This is a genomic window from Brucella sp. BE17 (assembly GCF_039545455.1).
Taxonomy (GTDB): Bacteria; Pseudomonadota; Alphaproteobacteria; order Rhizobiales; family Rhizobiaceae; genus Brucella.
In genome coordinates, this window is record NZ_CP154467.1 from 972,957 (window position 1) to 991,456 (window position 18,500).

Sequence of the window (18,500 nt, forward strand, 5' to 3'; positions counted from 1 at the left end):
GTCATCTCAGCCCGATATCCTTCAACGCGCCATAGAAATTGGCTTCGCATTCCGAATAGCGATTGATGGCGCCCGGAACGTCGATCTTTGACAGGAAGTCACGCAGAAAAGCCTTTTTCTGCGTCTGACGGTTCCAAACACTGGCATCGATATGCGGGAATCCGACAAAGCCCAACATCTCGCGCATACGGTCATCGACGGCGATCATCAGGCCCGGAACACCCGACTGCATGCCGATGATGGTGCCATGGAAACGACGGCTCAGGCCAAAGTCCTGCGTCGAAATCCAGCTCCGCCATTTATGCGTGTCGAAAAACACCAGTAACTCGTTCTTGCGCTGCCATTTTTCCATATGCTTGTATTCGACAGGCGCCGTGATGCGGCTTGCCGCCTCGTCATAGGCATCGGCATTATCATCGACCGTCATGTTCATATTATAGACGATGACCTCGTCCTGAATGACATAGCTTGCCACACTGTCCTTTTCGAGCAGCGCATGGGCATCGACGATGGTGTCGGCGACGCTGCCAAGATAGCCGCCGAAGGAGATTTTCTGCGCGTCGGCAAGGCTTGGATCGGCAAGCTTGCTCAGCGAGCGCTTCATTTCCTCAGGCCTATAATAAAGCGACGGGCAACCGGTCGGGCGGACATATTTCATTCCGGCATCACGCAGGAATTCAGCCGTGAAATGCCCGCGCGTAAGGAAAAAGCTTTCCTTGCGGCGCAGGATTTCGAGAAAGCGGCGCGTGCCTTCCGGCAATTCTTCCTTGAGGTTTTCTTTCTTCTGAATGCCGATGCCCATCACCACAATCGGCATGTTGAGTTTTTCAAACACAAAGGATTCGGTCGTTGCCGCATAGCCGGGGCGCAACAGATTGGCCGAGGCAAACAGGCAGAGATCGAAGCTTTCGTTCAACTTGGCATAGGTTTCGGGCGAGTTCAGGCTGTTGGCCAGATGCCAGAACGGAATATAGGTGACGTCATGGCCGCGCACGGCGTTGGCCGCCCCCTCGCCGATCAGATAATTGCCGGTATTGGCGATCTTCTTGACCTGATCGATCACGTTCTTCTTGCTACGGATCGGCTCGAAATAGGGGCGATGCTTGACGCTTGCCCCGGAAACACTGTCAACAGTCCGCATCAGGTAGGACGGAATGCCGGTGATCATTATGCGCATGGATGATCCATCTTGTCTTGAGTTGTGAAACGGGCTTTGGATTTGGGAGTTATCCGACACCGATTTCTGAAAGTGCGCTGCGGAAATTCTTCTCGCGGGCGGAATATTTTTCGACAACGTCCGAAATATTCATCGACTTGATATGATCGGTTACAAAGGCACGGCGATCAGCGGCGACGTTCAGATCATTGGCGTCGATCTTTGGCAGGCCGGAAAAGTTGAGCATTTCGCGCATACGGTCATCGACGGCGACCATCAGGCTTGGCACGCCGGCCTGCATGGAAATGACATTGCCGTGGAACCGGCGTCCAAACGAGAAATCCATACGCGAACACCATGCGCGCCACTGGTTGGTGTCTATGAAGGCGTGAACGCTGATCTTCTTCTTCAAGGTGTCCGACGCCTTGTAGGTGAGCGGGCCGACGATCTCACCGGTGGTGGAATCATAAGCGCGGCCATTGGCGTCATCTTCGACATGCATGTCGAAATGCAACAACTCGTCCTGCACCACATAGGCTGAGCGCCCGTCATCGGAACCGAGCGCATTCATGTCGGTGATGGTTTCAAATTCCGCGCCCATATAGCCGGTGAAGACCGTCGGTCCCTCGCCGACCTTGACGTCAGCCAGACGGCGAATGGACTTGCGCATATTGTCGGGACGGAAATAGAGCGACGGGCAACCGACCGGGCGCACATATGAAAAGCCCTGTTCGCGCAGATAGCCTGCCGCATCCTCGCCACGGGTGAGGAAATAATGCTCGCGGCCTTTAAGCACTTCTAGAAGCTTTTTGGTGCCTGCGGGCAGGCCGTCCTCGCGCTCGATGTCGGGGCGGTTCTGGATGCCGATACCGAGCATCACGACCGGCATGTTGAGTTGCGCCAGCACGGCTGCTTCCGCATCCGCCGACAGGCCCTTGCGCAAAAGATTGGCGCAGGTGAAGACGCAGATATCGAATTCGCGGTTGATCTCTTCAAGACCCGTTCCATTGTTGATGCAATTGAACAGATGCCAGAACGGAACATGCTTGGCCGACGGTGCAAGGGCTGCCATCGCACCCTCACCGATCAGGTAATTGCCCGTATTGCTGATATTTTTCAGTTCCTGAATGAATTTTTCCTTCGGCTCCGAATTCGGCTGTTTTTCGGAATAAAAGACCTGCGCCCTGTCGGCACGCTCGATCAGGCGTGTCAGATAGCTCGGGATTCCAGTGACGAGAATACGGGGGCTTTTGCTCATAAGCGGTCTTTCCAAACTGAATTTCAGGCAACGGCGCGGCTAGTGATTACGGCGGCGGCGTTGGTATCATCTGTGACTGTGTCTTGAGTTTCGGGCAGATCGGGCCGGTATTTGGGATAGGCAGGGCTGATCTCGTTGGCCCAGTCGGTAAATTCGGAGAAGGCCGAACTCCACGACCGGGATGCGGCAGCGGAAAGCGCTCCTGCGGCAGTCTTTGCCAGTGCTTCGCGATCCTCTGCCAGAATGGTGAGAATGCGCGTGGTGTCAGCGACGATCTGCGCATCATTACCGTTGCGGATCAAAATTCCGTCCCGGCCATGATTGATCAGTTCATCGACGGCCCCGACTGCGGTTGCCACCGGCACGCAGCCAAGCTGTTGTGCCTCGGCAATCATCAGCGGCGCACCTTCCCAGCGCGACGGCATCAGCAGAATATCGGCCCATGCCAGATGCATGGCGATGTCGCGCCCGTCGAAAACCGGCGGCGACACTTTTACACCCGCAGCCCTCAACTTGGTCATCCAAGAGGCACTCGGATCATCGGAGAGAATCTCGCCGCCAATCGCCTGCGCCTCAAACGGAATGCCCTGCTCTTTGAGTTTTACGATTGCATCATGCAGCCGGTCGATACCCTTCTGGCGGTCGAGACGGCCCATATAGAGAAGCCGAAGCGGCGCACGTTCATCGCTTACAGCGCGGGCTTTACGTGCGAGCGTCACCTCTTTGCGCAGCTTGTCATCGATGGAGAAACTTGCGCCATTGCGCACCGAGAAAACCTTCTCGAACGGAACGCCAAAACTGTGCAGATAGATTTTCAACTGATCCGAACAGGTCAGAAACGCATCATAGGCGTGCTCGAAGGCAATCCCCGCATAAGGCTGGCCCGCCGGACGCCGGAACACGGTTTCATCGACCACATGCAGATAGCATGCGGTGCGGGTGCCTTCCGAGCGCAGCTTGCCCATCAGCGGGTGTGCCGCCATGACGTGGTTGTTGACAACCAGATCAAAGCCCGACAATTGCCCGCGCAAAATACCCCAGTCGAGCGGATGATCATCAGTGATGAAATCCTGCCCGAGAAAACGGTTGGTGTCACCCCAGGCGGGAATTCCGTCTTTCCACAGATGCAGGTAATCGAACGATTGGTCGAACTCGTCGAGCACATCCATGCGCTCATTGCCGAGCACAAAGAGATGGGTTTCAAAACCCTGGTTCTTCAACTCGCGACCGGCGGCATAGGCCACCTTTTCCGCACCGCCAAACGAGGCATTTGGAACCAGAACGGCGGCTGTCTTCTTCTTCGCCGCATTATGCGCCAGCGGCAGCACGGGGCCGCCGCCCATTTCATCACGCAGCACCTGATACATTTGCGAAAGGGCTGGCAGCCGGCTCGGACGCCATGTCCAGCGCATTGCCGCACTCTGCTTGAGCGGGCTTGTGGCAATTGATGTCACCAGATTGAGCATCGACTGTTCGGGACGCGAGAGCGCACGACGCTGGCGCACCCGTGGGAACGGAAAGCGCACTTTCATGCGTGCCGAAGTCGGCCATAATTGCTGCGAACCGAGCGAAGAAAACCAGTCGAGCGCGTCGTTCTGGATGATGTCGCGGATGAGCCGTGTCGAAACGAAGATCAGGTCGGCATTTTTCTGCTCGGCACCCGATGGCATGATCTCGGTATCGATGCGCCGCTCGGCTTCGACATTGATCAGTTCGACAAAAACGATATTGGCCTGATCGGCAAGCCTTTCCAGTCGGGACAAAATGTTCGGGTAAAGTTTTGAACGCGCCAGAAGTTTCAGCGTCTCGCTGTTGGAAGCAGCCAGAAACGGCGGAAAATGGAAATTATCCGGCTCGGAAACCGAGCCCCAGAAGGCGCGAATGGTATCGTCGAATTTGAGATCTTTTGAGGGAAGGCTCGGATCGGTAAACAGGCTGACCGTTCCCTCGCCCGCGCGGATCACACCATAGCGTGGGGCTTCCTCATGCTCAAAGCCTACCAATGTTGGGCGGCGAAACAACGCCTTGTGGCGCTTGCGCAAAAAGCTGATCGAGCCGGAGCGATCGCGATTGGCTTCCTTGAAGCGGCTTTCGGCGCGCAGGCGATATTCAAAACCGGTATCATGACATGGTGTACCGACAAAGCCTGCCTCAATCGCCGAGAGCCAGAATTCCCAGTCCTCAAAGCCGTTCTGGCGGTCATCGTCAAAGCGCACGCCGCAGCGAAACACATCCGCCGAGATCATTGACCCTGTATCGCAGATATTGTCGGTGATACAGTGGATCAGCCGCGAATAGCTGTCGCCATAATGCGAACGCCAGTTGACCGAAAACGTATCGATATTGGTATAGACCCAACCGGCATTGCTCGACAGGAGCTTGCGATAGAGTGTATCGATGGTGTGCGGCTGCACGCGATTGTCGGCATCGACGAAATAGACAGCACTGACGTCCGGCATTTCTTCGAGAATATAGTCGATGGCGCGGTTGCGTGCACCGCCCGGTCCGGCATTCTCCCCGAATAGGACATGGATGTTGTCATGCGCGGTCGCATAAAGCGTCAAGCTGTCGAAAACCTCGTGGCGCGGATCGCCATCGACGGAAATCACGACCTCTGTCCGAAACACAGTCTGTGAAGAAAGAATCGTCTCCAGCGCTTCGAGCGCCAGCGCCGCATGGCCGTAAAGCGGCATGGCGACGACGATCAAATCCTGCGATCTATCGTACATTCGCGACCTCTTTGCTCGTCATCGGAGCATCGATAGAAACTGGGCTGGCCTCGATATGCTTGACCAGCCGGAAGTTGAAGACTTTCAGCCACGAGAAATCAACGGATTCAGCAGCCGCTTTGCTCAGGATGATAAGGTCCATTGTCCGCTTGACCGGCTCCTCGAATATAAAGTTGATATCGACGGCGCGCCCCGGCCCCACTGCCGACCAGCCGCTGAACAGTGCCTGCGGGCGGCGACGGTCGAGATTGGCGATAGCGGCAATTTCTTCTTCGATATCGGCACCGAGATTAACGGCCAGCAGGCCAACGGCACAGGGCTGGCCTTCGGGATGATCAATGACGGAACGGGCGGAAATGCGCACAGTGCCGGGTGCGACCACACGGCGGATGGCGCCTGCCGTGACCCCGTCTTCGAGCGGATGACAACCGATGGCGTCTTCATGCTCCAGAAAGCGCACGGTCGGGAAATCAGGTGTGAGCGGCGTTACCGACACATTGGCGACATTGCGCAAAAGCTCAATCGGCAGGCGATAATCATCGACCTTGCGGCCATTGATCAGCGAGGTCGGCACGATTGTGTTGGGAAGCGAGGCGGGCCGCACGCCCGGAAGCCCTGTGAAAATGCGCAGCGCCAACGGACGCATGTCGAGATCGCCGTGCGGAATGCGGGCGCGGGCCGCATAGCGCTCATTGGCAATCACATTGCCGAGCGAGAGTTCGGGTGGCACGCCGCCGGTTGCCGAAATGCGCAGACGCAACGTGCGATGGCTGCCGTCACAACCTTTTGGCAACGAGAAGAAATTCCAGTCCGCTTTCAGATCGCCATAAGGCACCAGCCATTCGGCAATGCCTTCACCATTTTCGAGATAATCGAGCGTCACAATGAGTTGCCCGTTGCGATTGGCGGGCAGATCGCGGAAGTGCAGCGCGAAACCGGATACGGCATAGCTCGATACCGGGAAAAGCTGCTCGATTTCCGATTCGCGCAACAGACGCGCAAAGCCCTCATCCTTCGGATCAACCAGCGGCGCATGGCCAAAGATTTCCGTTGCCGAATCCCAGTTGCGGGCATGAAACGCATCTTCGATGGCGCGATAGTTTTCAAACATCGTCTCACGCTCGCGGCGCAGCATGGCGAGCTCCGCATGCATCCGGCTTGTATGCGAAGCCAGACGGTCGAGGCTGGTTTCCATAAGCTGCGCCAGAAGGGCTGCCACGCTGTCAGGTCCGGCCTGATCGAGCCTTACGACCGGCAGCTTGGGTATGGTGCGCATGCGGTAAAGCTGCTGCAAGATCGTATCGAGATCGGCTGCGCCCGCATCAGAGGCGGCGATGGCTACAAGCGGAAATGAATTCGCCAGCCGCAGCCGCTTGCTGTCGCCCTCCAGATAGGTGATCGCAGCGCCCAGAGGCGTGGTTTCCAGCGCTTCACGATCACGCAACGAGGCGATGGCATAGCGGCGGGATTTCCGCCCGGAGATCGCAGGAAGTGGTGTGCTCAACATAGCCGTCCATTATGTGGGGGCCGATTGGGAGGTTCGACCTATGTGACAATGAGAAAATACAGACCATGTATTGTCAACAGCCATATAACATCAACTATATGATATTATTGCGAATATTTGCACAGTTATTAATTCAAAATTTGAAACAATGTTCTGATATATTCATTTTTATGCGTAACTGCGCAGAAAAGCGGCATTTTATATTCAAAGTTTATGATTCAAGCGCCAAATTATCGCCACATAGCCTGTTATCGACCATGAAGAACTGCTTCGATCAAGGTTTTTTGCTGCCTTAAACATTCCGTCATCTTAAAGCGTTTTTCCACGGTTCGACGCCCTGCGGCACGCATGGGCAGGTAGGCGTCGGGTGATCTAAGCACGTTGAGTACGGTTTCAGCCAACGCATCCGTGTCGTAGAAAGGCACCAGCAAGCCATTTTGGCCCGAACGGATCACTTCACGTACCGGCGGTGTATCGGAGCCAATGATGAGCGCACCACAGGCCATGGCCTCCACCACCGACCAGGACAGCACGAACGGAAAGGTAAGATAGATATGCGCGGTGGAAATCTGGTAGAGTTTGCGCAAGTCGGCATGCGGAATAGAACCGGTAAACACCACACGATCGCCAGGCAAGTCCATATCCTTGAGCAGATGCTCGCGCCATGATCCACCACCCGGAGGCGGTGTGCCGTAGCTGACGCCATCGCCACCTACAAAAACAAAAATCGCATCATCATTTTGCCGGATAACTTTTAGCACAGCCTCAAGTGCTTGTGGGAATCCGCGATAGGGTTCGAGATCACGTGAGACGAAGGTGACGACCTTTTGTTCTCCCGCCTTGAGCACCCGGCCATCGGGCAATGTGAGCGTTGCATGGCGGTCGGGATAGAAAATTTTTGTATCCACCCCCTCATGCACCACGGCGATGCGTTTCTGCATAGGTTTGGGATAAAGGCTTTTCTGCCAGTGGGTCGGACTGAAACCGCCGTCCAGACTGTCAAAAGTCAGAAGCTGTGCCATGTTACGCAGCCGCAAGCGCTTGCGTGTTTCGCTATTCGGCTGATCACCGGGCGCAAACCCGACATCAGCACCTTGCGCACGATAAAAGAACTCGCAATAGCCGAGCGCGGGCGTTGCGGGCAGCACGTCCTTGACGAACATCATGCTGCCCCACCCGATATGACCAACGATCATATCGGGTGTCTCTCCTTGCCTTGCCATCGATTCCAGCGTTTCGGCAACACGATAGCCGATCCGCGTATGATGATCGGGCACCTCAAGATACCGGGCCATGCCACCATTGGTGCGAGGCCCCGTTTCAACCCTATGGCGAAGAACTCGGACCGCTGGGAGGCGACGGTCCACAGTCTCGCAGATCAGACTGACATCATGTCCGCTCTGCGCCAGATGGTGCGCCAAAGCGGCAAACTGACCAAACCCGCGCCTGTGCACAAAACTTATATGCATGTCACAAAACGTGTCCGGATTTCGGCAAATAAACGTCTGAAACTATCATATGCCATAGCGCGCAGCGTTACCCCAGACCAGTTCCAGCTTGTGCAGGGTCTGATATGCGATCTCAAGATTGCGCAGATCATCATCGTCGCGAGCAAGGATCTGATGGTAGCTCTTGCTGGCATTTCTAAGGTTCGCGCACAGGCGCTCCCCCTTCTCGGTCAGCCTGATCCGTGCGGAACGCTTGTCTCTTTGCGAAGCGACACGATCCACATAACCGCCATCGGTAAGCTGTTTTAAATAATAGGAAATGTTGGACCCGACATAGTGCCCACGATCCAGTAATTCACCCACAGTGAGTTCAACATCGCCAATCGCCATCAGAACCAGTGTCTGTGCCGGACCGATATCTTCCACGCCGATTTTCGTCAGCTCCGTTTTCAGAAGGCTGACAAAGCGACGATTCACTCTTTCGATCATCCGGGCCAGCTCGAAATGGGTAATAACGACTGTATGAACCGGATTTCTGTGTTCCTGTTTTTCGGCGGTAATTTCAGGAAAATCAACGGCTGAAAAGCCGTCAATTGATGTCTCGACTTCCACTCCCTCGTGCAGAAGTTTTTGCATCTATTTACTCTCCATTTTCGATTTTACTTCAAATTTTGAAGAAATTTCCAATTATGATTTCTTGGTTCCTTTTGCATTTCCCCGCCGTAAAGACTCTTTTATGTCACAATCTATCCTGTATTACTTTACTAATACTGATAGGCACATGACTCGTATTAGGGATAACCGCGACCTGTGACCATTCCGAGGCAGATAGCGTATGAATGATACTGGCCAAAACGATCAAAATGGCAAGAGCGCCATCCATAAAAAAAGCTCTCCAGAAAATGCCACCACGCCCAAAAGCCTGATCCACAAGGCAAGGCGGGTGTTTCTGTCCGGTCTCATTTATGCACTTCTCCTCAGCTTCTGCATCAACCTTCTACAACTCACAGTACCCCTCTATATGTTGCAGGTACATGATAGGGTTTTAAACAGCCGAAGCATGGACACGTTGACCATGCTGACGATTCTCGCAATCGGTGCCATGCTGGTCTTTGGTGTTCTGGAGTTCATCCGCTCGCTTTCATTTCAGGCTATGGGCACCGCATTGGTACGCCGGCTTAATCTCGCTGTGCTGACCGCAGCCGTTCAGGCTTCCGTCAATCAGGGATTGCCCAAAGCCACCCAAACCCTGCGCGATCTGACCGAACTGCGCAGTTTTCTCACCTCGCCCGCTATCAACGCGCCACTCGATGCCGCTTGGTCACCGATCTTTCTCGGCGTTCTGTTTCTGGTGCACCCAATGCTCGGCGTTATCGGCCTGGTTGCGGTGGTAATCCTCGTCGCCTGCGGTTTGCTTACCGATATCCTAACCCGCAATCTGGTACAGGAAGCCAATCAGGCCAATGTCGAGGCCGTGGCGAAAATCGGCAGCAGCCTGCGTCATGCCGAAGTCATTGAGGCGATGGGCATGCTGCCCGCCCTTGCCCGGCGCTGGCGCACATTGCAGCTGAGCGCGCTTGAAGCGCTCGACCTCGGCGGCACACGCGCACGCGCCATGACCTCCATTGCCCGTACCGCCCGCTTTATCATACAGATCTGCGCGCTGGGCGCAGGTACACTGCTTGCCATGCAGCAGGAAATTACTCCCGGCTCGATGATTGCGACCACCATCATCATTGGTCGTCTTTTGATGCCCTTTGACCGGATTGTTGAAAACTGGCGACAATGGGTCAGCGCCATTGCAAGCTGGCAGCGGGTGCAGTCGCTGCTGTCGGAAAACCTCGCCGTACGCCAGACCATGCCGACCCCGCGCCCCAATGGCGATCTGGTAATCGACAAACTGATCTATGCCGCTCCAGGCGTCGATGTGCCGATCATCAAGGGTATTTCGTTTTCACTTTCTCCGGGCGAGGTGCTGGGAATCGTCGGCCCCTCTGCCGCTGGTAAATCGACGCTGGCTCGTCTTCTGATCGGCATCACCAAGCCGACTTCAGGCGGCGTGTTCCTTGATGGCAACAATGTCTATCTTTGGGAACGCGGTTCATTTGGCGAAATCGCCGGCTACCTGCCACAATCGGTGTCGCTGCTTGACGGCACCATAAGGGAAAATATCGCACGCATGGGCGACAGTGACCCGCATCGTGTGCTCGAAGCAGCCCGCCTTGCCGATGTGCATGAAATGATCGGGCGTATGCCGCTGGGCTACGACACGCTCGTGGGCGATGGGCGCCTTACGCTTTCGGGTGGCCAGCGCCAGCGCATCGGCCTTGCCCGCTGCCTTTACAACCGCCCGCGCCTCATCGTGCTGGACGAACCCAACTCAAATCTCGATGCGCTTGGTGAACGTGCGCTTATGCGCTCCATCGAGCATGCCCGCGACGACGGTGCCATTGTCATCATGATCGCACATCGCCCCTCTATCATGCAGGTTGCCGACAAGCTGCTGGTACTCGAAAATGGCCGTATCAGCCAGTTCGGCCCACGCACCGATGTGGTGGCGTCGCTGTCACCTGAGAATAAAACACCGCCTGCCGGAGCTGTGAACGCATGAGTGGAAAATCCATCATCTCCCGCCGTGTTTCAAATCTGCTCACCCCGCGCGCAGAAGCCTCCGATCACAGGGCCCTCACCCGCTTTGGCAGCGTGAAGCCGGAATGGGTAAACGACCTTGAAAGCGAAGATGCGCGCTCGCCGCTACGCGGCCTCATCATCGCCGGCCTTGCAACCATCGGGGTGGCCTTTGGTGGCTTTTTCGCATGGGCCTATTCCGCCAATCTCGGCAGTGCGGCCGTGGCGCTTGGTACGGTCATCGTCGATTCCAAACGCAAGACCATCAGTCATCTGGAAGGTGGCATTCTCGACCGCCTGGTGGTGCAGGAGGGTGATGTCGTCAAGGTTGGCCAGCCGCTTCTTCTCCTGGACGCGACCAAGGCACGCTCGGAACTGCAATCGCTGGAAAGCCGCCGTATCGGACTTATCGCCAAGCTTGCGCGGCTGCGGGCTGAACAGGCAGGCGAAAAGGAGATAACCTTCCCCGACAAATTCTCCGGTGAAGGTGAAAATGCCACGAACGCCATTCGTGCCGAGCAAATCTTCTTCCAGAAACGGCAGGCGCAGAAACTGAGCCGCATCGACATACAACAGAAGACCATCGAGCAATATACCGAGCAGGCCAAGGCGTCTAGCGCCCGGATTGCGGCTACCGATCGCCAGATCGAACTGATCAGCGAACAACGCAGAGCCATTGCCGGTCTGGTCGATAAGGGCTATGCGCAAAAATCCAAACTGACCGAAATCGACACCCGGTTGAGCCAGCTTGCGGGTGATCGCGGTGAATATTCCGGTGACAAGGCCAAGGCCGAGCAGGCAAAGGCGGGTGCCGAATATTCGCTGAGCGGCATCGAAAGCGATATGCAGTCGGAAATCGCAGGCGAAATCACTTCCAGTCAGGTCGAGCTTGCCGATACGCAGGAACGGATTATCGCCGCAAAGGATGTGATGCGTCGGGTCGAAGTCCGTTCTCCGCAGGAAGGCATCGTTGCCAATATCCGGCTGCGCACGCCGGGCGGGGTCATTGCGCCGGGCGAACCGATCATGGACATTGTTCCTGAAAACGAACCGCTCGTGGTGGAAATGAAAATCAGCCCGCGCGATGTCGACAGCGTAACCGTCGGCTCCAACGCCCAGATCAAGCTTACGGCCTATAATCAGCGCTCGATGGCACCGCTCGATGGCAAGCTCACCTATATCGCCGCAGACCAGTCGCTGGATGAGAAGACCGATACCGCCTATTTCGTGGCGCGCGCCGAGATCAATGCGCAATCGCTGGCTGCCAATCCGACCGCGAGATTATATCCCGGCATGCCTGCGGAGATCATTATCGTACACAAGGAACGCAAGGCAATCGATTACCTGATCTCGCCCATAACCGACAGTCTAAACCGTGCATTCCGCGAAGATTAACTTTGCGGCAAAATCGGCAACGATGCTGCACACTGGATAATCCACTTGCACTATATCCAGCCAATAAAGAAGTAAATTTTTGAACCCATGCATCCCCATAACATTCAATGAACATCCACATCGCTTTGAAAATACGTCACTTTCTTGGCATTTTTATGAAGTTTCAAATTTTGAATCAAATTGCAGACAAATACATCGCAAATATAAATTATAATTCATCTAAATATAATTTCAAAAGAGGTTTACAAAACTAAAATATAAACCTTTCGTAATAAATTGTTACTTATATACTACCCAATTATAATATTTTGCCATGTTGTAATTCTCTTAAATACGTATCACACTACTACAAGCATAATGGTCGGAGCATTCCGGCTTGTGACACCCACACAAATGGAACACAAGGAGAAGCAGATGGCCACTTTGGAAGGCGGCGCCTACGACGACGTGTTGTTCGGCTCCCGCTTTGACGATTTTATTCGCGCCCATGGCGGGGATGATCTCGTTTTCGGAGGTGAAGGCAACGACACCATTTTTGGTGATGATGGGAATGACACGCTCTACGGCGGCGAGGGTGACGACACCCTTTTCGGCGGACAGGGTGATGACATTCTTTTCGGCGACGAAGGCAATGACATTCTCAACGGCGGCGAAGGAAATGACGTGCTGTTTGGCGGTGCTGGAGACGACATTCTCCAGGGCGGCAGCGGCAATGATCTTCTCTTCGGCGGTGAAGGAAATGACATTCTTATCGGCGGCGACGGCAACGACATCCTTGATGGCGGTGCCGGAAATGACACGTTGATCGGCGGTGCCGGCAACGACATATTCCTGTTTAATGGTGGCGGCGGAAACGACGTCATTCTAGACTTCACACCGGGTGAAGATATCCTTCAGATTCAGTCGGGCATCAATGGCCTCGACATATCGTCTGCGGATGATCTTGCCGGTCGTGTTACGCAGGTTGGCGGCAACACCGTTGTCGATCTCGGCAATGGCGACAGCGTTACCCTCGTAAATACCAGTGCAGACGACATACAGGCTCATCCCGACCAGTACTTCACTGTTCACTGATTGAACCATTAATGGCGTGCCCGGCATCCTCCCGTCGGGCGCGTCTTTTGATTCCCGTGCCTTTTAAATCAATTCGTCAAAGTTAGAAGTCCGGTTAGAATGAAAGGGTATTTGCATTGAACCTCGACCCTTCGGCAGAGATTGATAGCAAACCCGAAAACCTGTCCATTTGCCGTCTTTGCGCTGATGTCGCCGTCATCGTCTGGGATATTCCAAGCCCGACGCGCCTTTCAGTCAAATGCACTCTGGACATGCCCGTTCCACCCGTACCGCTCCTGAGCATCGGTATACCACTCGAACAGGGCGGTACGCGCATGTTCTGGGCTATGCGAACCGGAACTGAACCGATCAAATTCTCGCTTTCTGCCGGACCGCTCGGCCCGAATGTTAATTCAATCCTCTATCCTATTGAAGAAATTGCGCCTTTTGATGGTGAACGCGTTCTTCCTGACCTGACGGTCCCCGGCCATATCAAGCTTTTGACGACAGTCCTCACCACATGGCGCAGTGCTTTCCGCCTCACGCGCAATGCAGAATTTGCAGCCCTCGCTCGCACACTCACACTAGCGCTGACGCCTGAGCCGCGTGAAATCCACAATTGCGGCCAACCCGTCAAGGGACATCATCTGCTCGAGACTGCGGTCGACCCAATGCTGGGAGAGTTTTCCGCCATTTACGGTATTGGAAACTCCAGCGTCGTGGTCATTCCCCCACGCTTCTCCGTGAGCCAGAAAACCCGCAAGAATTGGCAGCCCTGCCATCTGCTCCTGGAAGCGCCGGAGAACCTGCCCTCGTCTTTTCTTTTCGTGCTGGTCGGCAAGAAAGGCGTTGCGGTCCGCAAACTCTCCGATAGCGCGACAGAAGCAGGCAATTTCAGCAAATGGTGGGCCAAGTGGCAGGGCAATGGCGATCTGCGCGAATTTCTTGTCAGCCAGCTTGCGCATCTTGGCGCTACCGGTCATGCCGTCGCCATTGGCCTGCAAACCCGCACACCCCTTCCCGTGCGTCAGATCGCGCAATCACCCACACAACCCGCAGCAGAAATCGATCTGGCCATAGCGCTTAATGGCGGACTGATCGTCGGTGGCTGGCTGCATGATCCAGCAAGCATGCTTGAGGATATCGAATATCTGCCTGCCAATGGCGGTGCCCTTTCGATCAAGGGCCATTTTCACAAGTTTCCCGGCAAGATCGCCAAACGCAAGGATGTGCCTCAGAGCGACGTCACGGGTTTTGTCGCATGGCTCCCTAGCGTCAAAAATCTTGGGCCTCTGTTGCAGCCGCGTTTTCAGTTGCGGCTCATTTCCGGTGCGACCGTGCCTCTGGTACCCGCATCGCAACCGTTTGAGCCATCGGAGCAACGCAAGCGTATCTTACGCGCGGTGCCGCCGCAGCACGCGCGTCCGCATGTTTTCAAGCATATTCTCGGGCCTGCCCTGACCGAGGTAGAATTGAGTTTTGGCGCGAAGGTGGCAATCGCCGAGGTCAAGGATTTCGGCACACTGCCCGAAAAGCCGATCGCGTCCATCGTCATTCCGCTTTATCGCAATCTCGATTTTCTGCGCTTTCAGTTTTCCGCCATGGCAACCGATCCGTGGCTCACGGCCAATGCCGAATTCATTTTCGTGCTCGATTCGCCAGAAATTCATGACGACACCGAGCATATGCTGGGCGGTCTGCACGTGTTGCACGACATGCCGTTTCGCCTTGTCACCATGAACCGCAATGGCGGCTATGCGCGGGCCTGCAATGCCGGTGCAAGCAAAGCTTCAGGTACTGCCATCGTCATGCTCAATTCAGATGTGGTGCCTGAAAAACATGGCTGGCTGCAAACACTTTTAAAGCCGCTGTTCGAGAACAAGCGGCTTGGCGGCATCGGCCCAAGGCTTTTGTTCGAGGACGGCTCGCTCCAGCATGCCGGGCTATATTTTGCCCGTGACCGCCACGGCGTCTGGCTCAACCATCATTACTACAAGGGTATGCCCGGAAATTACCGACCAGCCTTGCAAACACGCGCGGTTCCCGGCGTGACAGGTGCCTGCCTCATCACGCGCAGGGATATTTATGATCTGGTTGGCGGGTTTAGTGAGGATTATATCATCGGCGATTACGAAGACAGCGACCTTTGCCTCAAAATCCGCCAGATCGGTTTTGACATTCAGTACGAACCGAGCGTCGCGCTGTATCATTTTGAACGCCGCTCGATCCGCCGCAGCACCGACTATATGCGCGGCCTCGCCAGTCAATATAATTCTTGGTTGCATACGCAACGCTGGGATGAAGACATCTTGGAACTGATGGCTCCGCCGCAAGAGGATACGCCCAGTGCGGACCTTTCTAATGTGATTGTGGCCAAATCTGAAAGGAGCGCCGCTTGACCGACGTCGTAGCGCTGAAACAGCCGGAAACCGCCCAGTCTTTGGCTCAGCCCTTGCCAATCCCAGAAGCGCAAATCGGGTGGCTGACAGAAGCTGTCCTGAAAAACCGTTTTCTGCCCTCGCCTGCGCCCGATAGCGTTTTCGTGGGCGACGGCGATTTTCGCGCCGTCGGTGCCGAGTTTCTCGGTCATTTCATTCGCAAGGGCGGGTTGAAGCCCGATGCGCACGTGCTTGATATCGGCTCCGGCATCGGGCGCATGGCCGTGCCACTCACGCAATATCTCGACCCCGCCAAGGGCAGTTATGCGGGCATCGATCCGGTGGCGGGAGGTACCATCTGGTGCAGGCAGAATATCAGCGCTTATTATCCGAATTTCCGCTTCCAGCATATCGATATTGCCCACGCACTCTATAATCCGCGCGGCGCGGTCGATGGTCGCCATCTCACCTTGCCATTCAAGGATAAAAGTGCGGATTTCGTCATCATGACCTCGGTTGTCACCCATCTTGAAGCCGACGAAGTAAAGGTCTATCTGCGCGAGATCGCCCGCATTCTGGCCCCCGGCGGCAAGCTGTTTATGACAGCGTTTGTCGTCGATGACATTGCAGCGCGTGATCGCACCGGCAAGCGCGACAAGCGCCTGGGCTTTGAGCGTGGCGGCTCCGGCCCTTGCTGGTTTGTACCGGAACTCCCCCCGCTTGCAGCCGTCGGTTTCGAGAACGGTTTTCTCGACCGTGCACTGGCGGGTGCCGGATTGAGCATTGCACTCAAATCCTTCGGTCACTGGCGCGGTGTCGAATCCGATCATTATCAGGATCTTTTCATCGCAACGCGCGGAGGTGCAGCCTGATGGCTCAGCGCGTGCTTGTCGCGGCTCACAATCATCCGTCGCTGCATCCCGGTGGCACCGAGATTTTCGCGCATGACCTGTTTCGCGCCTATCAGGGTGCCGGATGCGAGGCGCTGTTTCTGGGTGCCACCAACAAGGTGCATCGCGAAGAGCGCCCCGGCACGAGTTTTCAGAGCATCGGCAAGGGCGGCGACGAGATTCTGTTGTGGTCCGGGCATTTCGACCGTTTTAACATGAGCCAGATCGACCTTTACGGCATCGTGCCGGATATCGTCGAACTGCTGCGTGATTTCCGCCCGGATGTGGTGCATCTCCACCATCTGCTGCTGTTGGGCGCTGAGTTCCCGCATATCGTGCGCAGAACTTTACCTGATTGCCGTATCGTACTGACTTTACATGATTATTACCCGATCTGCCATCATGACGGATTGATGGTGCGTACAACAGGCCGCGAGCTGTGCCATGGCGCAAGTCCCGACCGCTGCCACGCCTGTTTCAAGGATATTGCGCTTGATAAATTCGTGCTGCGCGAACGCCATATCAAATCGCTGCTGACCGCGGTCGATGCTTTCGTCTCGCCAAGCGAGTTTCTAAAAACCCGCTATGTCGATTGGGGGCTTGATGAAACGCTGATCAGCGTAATCGCCAATGGCCAGCCCGAACGCCCAAAAATTGAAGCCCCAATGATTGAACGCACAAAACCTGTGTTCGGTTATTTCGGCAATCTCAATCCGTGGAAAGGCACCACCGTGCTGTTGCAAGCAGCAGAGCAATTGATCCGCGAGGATTTCAACTTTGAACTGCGCGTGCATGGTGCCGCCCCCTTCCAGAGCGAAAGTTTCGTCGCCGAAATCGACGATCTCTTTGCCAAAACATCACCGCAGGTGCAGCGGCGCGGCGCTTATCGGCGCGAGGATATCGGCAGGTTTATCGCGGGGGTCGATTGCGCTATCATGCCCTCAATCTGGTGGGAAAATGCGCCACTGGTCATTCAGGAGGCGCAAGGACAGGATTGCCCGGTCATCTGCTCTGATATTGGTGGCATGGCTGAAATGATCGAGGACGGCGTAAACGGTCTGACCGTCCCACCAAACGATCCACAGGCACTGGCGCATGCCATGCGGCGCATGGCGGAGACCCCGGACCTGCGCGCAAGGCTCAGCGCCAATGCGCGTCACCCCGATACAATCGATACCACGGCAGAGCGCTATCTCGAACTGATCGCAAATTTGCGCACGCCGCGTGTCGAGGCAGCATAAGAGGTTTTAAGCATGAATATCGCGACCCAAGTTCCAGCCGAGGGACAAACAAAGCCCGCAGCCACTGCGCCACAAAGGCCAGAGAAGCCGAGGCCGGAGAAACCAAGGCCAGAAAACCCAAGGACAGAGCCCATGAAAGGACGTGTGGATGCCATCGAGGAAGGTCGCCTCTTTGGCTGGGCCTTTGATCCTTCAGCACCGACTGAGCGCCTTCTGATCCGTGTTCTGCTTGACGACAAGCCGATTGCCGAAGCACCCGCCGACAAGGAGCGTCCCGACCTTAAGCGCAATGGCATTGGCGATGGCAAGCATGCGTTTGAAGTGATGTTGCCGCAGTTTGCAGCAAGCCGCGCCGGTGATCTGGTTGTGGTCGCCGCCAATCAGGCGGGAACCGAACATAAGCTACGTGTGCCGCGCCCCGACGAGCAGGCGGCGGAAGCGCTGATTGCAGCGCCCATGACGCGTATTCTCGACAAGCTCGACATGCTGATGGCGGCACAGCGCCAATTGCAGGTCAACCAGCGCTCGCTGCAACGCGTTGCCCCCACACTGGACGCCACAGGCAATGCAGCACCGGCCGAAATGCTGGATATAGCGGCTTCCGTCGAAGGTCTACGCACCGATCTGCATCAGCGCATGAGTGAACTCGACGTGCATGTGATGCGTATGGATGGCGTGGTTGCAGGACTGGAGGCACGCATGGAAGACGCACGCAAACGCTCGGGCGGTGACGTCAAACCGCTGTTTCTGCTCGCCGCCGTGATGGCGGGTTTTGTGGCCGGTGCGCTCCTTACGCTCGCAGTCATGCCTTAAGATT

Annotated in this window: 13 protein-coding genes; 7 read left to right on the forward strand and 6 right to left on the reverse strand. The window is 55.7% G+C overall.

Going from position 1 to position 18,500, the window contains the following annotated elements:
• Position 1 precedes the first annotated feature (1 nt).
• From AAIB41_RS04740 to AAIB41_RS04765, 6 genes are all read right to left on the reverse strand, one after another.
• Positions 2-1,177 carry a polysaccharide pyruvyl transferase family protein gene (locus AAIB41_RS04740; RefSeq protein WP_343314467.1) on the reverse strand — a complete coding sequence of 392 codons (1,176 nt, stop codon included), beginning with the start codon at positions 1,175-1,177 and terminating at the stop codon, positions 2-4.
• 49 nt (positions 1,178-1,226) lie between these two features.
• Entirely contained in the window at positions 1,227-2,414 is a 1,188-nt protein-coding gene (locus AAIB41_RS04745) for a polysaccharide pyruvyl transferase family protein (protein ID WP_343314469.1), read from the reverse strand.
• 23 nt (positions 2,415-2,437) lie between these two features.
• Positions 2,438-5,143 carry a glycosyltransferase gene (locus AAIB41_RS04750; protein WP_343314470.1) on the reverse strand — a complete coding sequence of 902 codons (2,706 nt, stop codon included), beginning with the start codon at positions 5,141-5,143 and terminating at the stop codon, positions 2,438-2,440.
• Complete coding sequence (locus tag AAIB41_RS04755; RefSeq protein WP_343314471.1) at positions 5,133-6,650, reverse strand: DUF6212 domain-containing protein; 1,518 nt, start codon at positions 6,648-6,650, stop codon at positions 5,133-5,135. The genes AAIB41_RS04750 and AAIB41_RS04755 overlap by 11 nt, the downstream gene beginning before the upstream one ends.
• 248 nt (positions 6,651-6,898) lie before the next feature.
• Positions 6,899-8,119, reverse strand: a complete 1,221-nt coding sequence (locus AAIB41_RS04760) for a glycosyltransferase family 4 protein (RefSeq protein WP_343314472.1) — start codon at positions 8,117-8,119, stop codon at positions 6,899-6,901.
• Between the two features lie 45 nt (positions 8,120-8,164).
• Positions 8,165-8,734: a MarR family transcriptional regulator gene (locus AAIB41_RS04765; protein ID WP_343314473.1), complete on the reverse strand. Its 570-nt coding sequence runs from the start codon at positions 8,732-8,734 to the stop codon at positions 8,165-8,167.
• 199 nt (positions 8,735-8,933) lie between these two features.
• Between AAIB41_RS04765 and AAIB41_RS04770 the strand changes: the two genes are divergently transcribed.
• The 7 genes from AAIB41_RS04770 (at position 8,934) to AAIB41_RS04800 (ending at position 18,496) form a co-directional block, all read left to right on the forward strand.
• A complete protein-coding gene (locus AAIB41_RS04770; RefSeq protein ID WP_343314474.1) occupies positions 8,934-10,709 on the forward strand; it encodes a type I secretion system permease/ATPase in 1,776 nt (591 codons plus the stop codon).
• Positions 10,706-12,121: an HlyD family type I secretion periplasmic adaptor subunit gene (locus tag AAIB41_RS04775; RefSeq protein ID WP_343314475.1), complete on the forward strand. Its 1,416-nt coding sequence runs from the start codon at positions 10,706-10,708 to the stop codon at positions 12,119-12,121. The genes AAIB41_RS04770 and AAIB41_RS04775 overlap by 4 nt, the downstream gene beginning before the upstream one ends.
• A 414-nt stretch (positions 12,122-12,535) precedes the next feature.
• Positions 12,536-13,195, forward strand: coding sequence for a calcium-binding protein (locus AAIB41_RS04780; RefSeq protein ID WP_343314476.1), 660 nt, complete (start codon positions 12,536-12,538; stop codon positions 13,193-13,195).
• Between the two features lie 116 nt (positions 13,196-13,311).
• The gene (locus AAIB41_RS04785) at positions 13,312-15,573 is read left to right on the forward strand and encodes a glycosyltransferase (protein ID WP_343314477.1); all 2,262 of its coding nucleotides are present in this window, start codon (positions 13,312-13,314) and stop codon (positions 15,571-15,573) included.
• Positions 15,570-16,424 carry a class I SAM-dependent methyltransferase gene (locus AAIB41_RS04790; RefSeq protein ID WP_343314478.1) on the forward strand — a complete coding sequence of 285 codons (855 nt, stop codon included), beginning with the start codon at positions 15,570-15,572 and terminating at the stop codon, positions 16,422-16,424. Before AAIB41_RS04785 ends, AAIB41_RS04790 begins: the two co-directional genes overlap by 4 nt.
• Positions 16,424-17,683, forward strand: a complete 1,260-nt coding sequence (locus AAIB41_RS04795; protein ID WP_343314479.1) for a glycosyltransferase family 4 protein — start codon at positions 16,424-16,426, stop codon at positions 17,681-17,683. The genes AAIB41_RS04790 and AAIB41_RS04795 overlap by 1 nt, the downstream gene beginning before the upstream one ends.
• A 12-nt stretch (positions 17,684-17,695) precedes the next feature.
• Positions 17,696-18,496 carry a hypothetical protein gene (locus tag AAIB41_RS04800; protein WP_343314481.1) on the forward strand — a complete coding sequence of 267 codons (801 nt, stop codon included), beginning with the start codon at positions 17,696-17,698 and terminating at the stop codon, positions 18,494-18,496.
• Positions 18,497-18,500 lie beyond the last annotated feature (4 nt).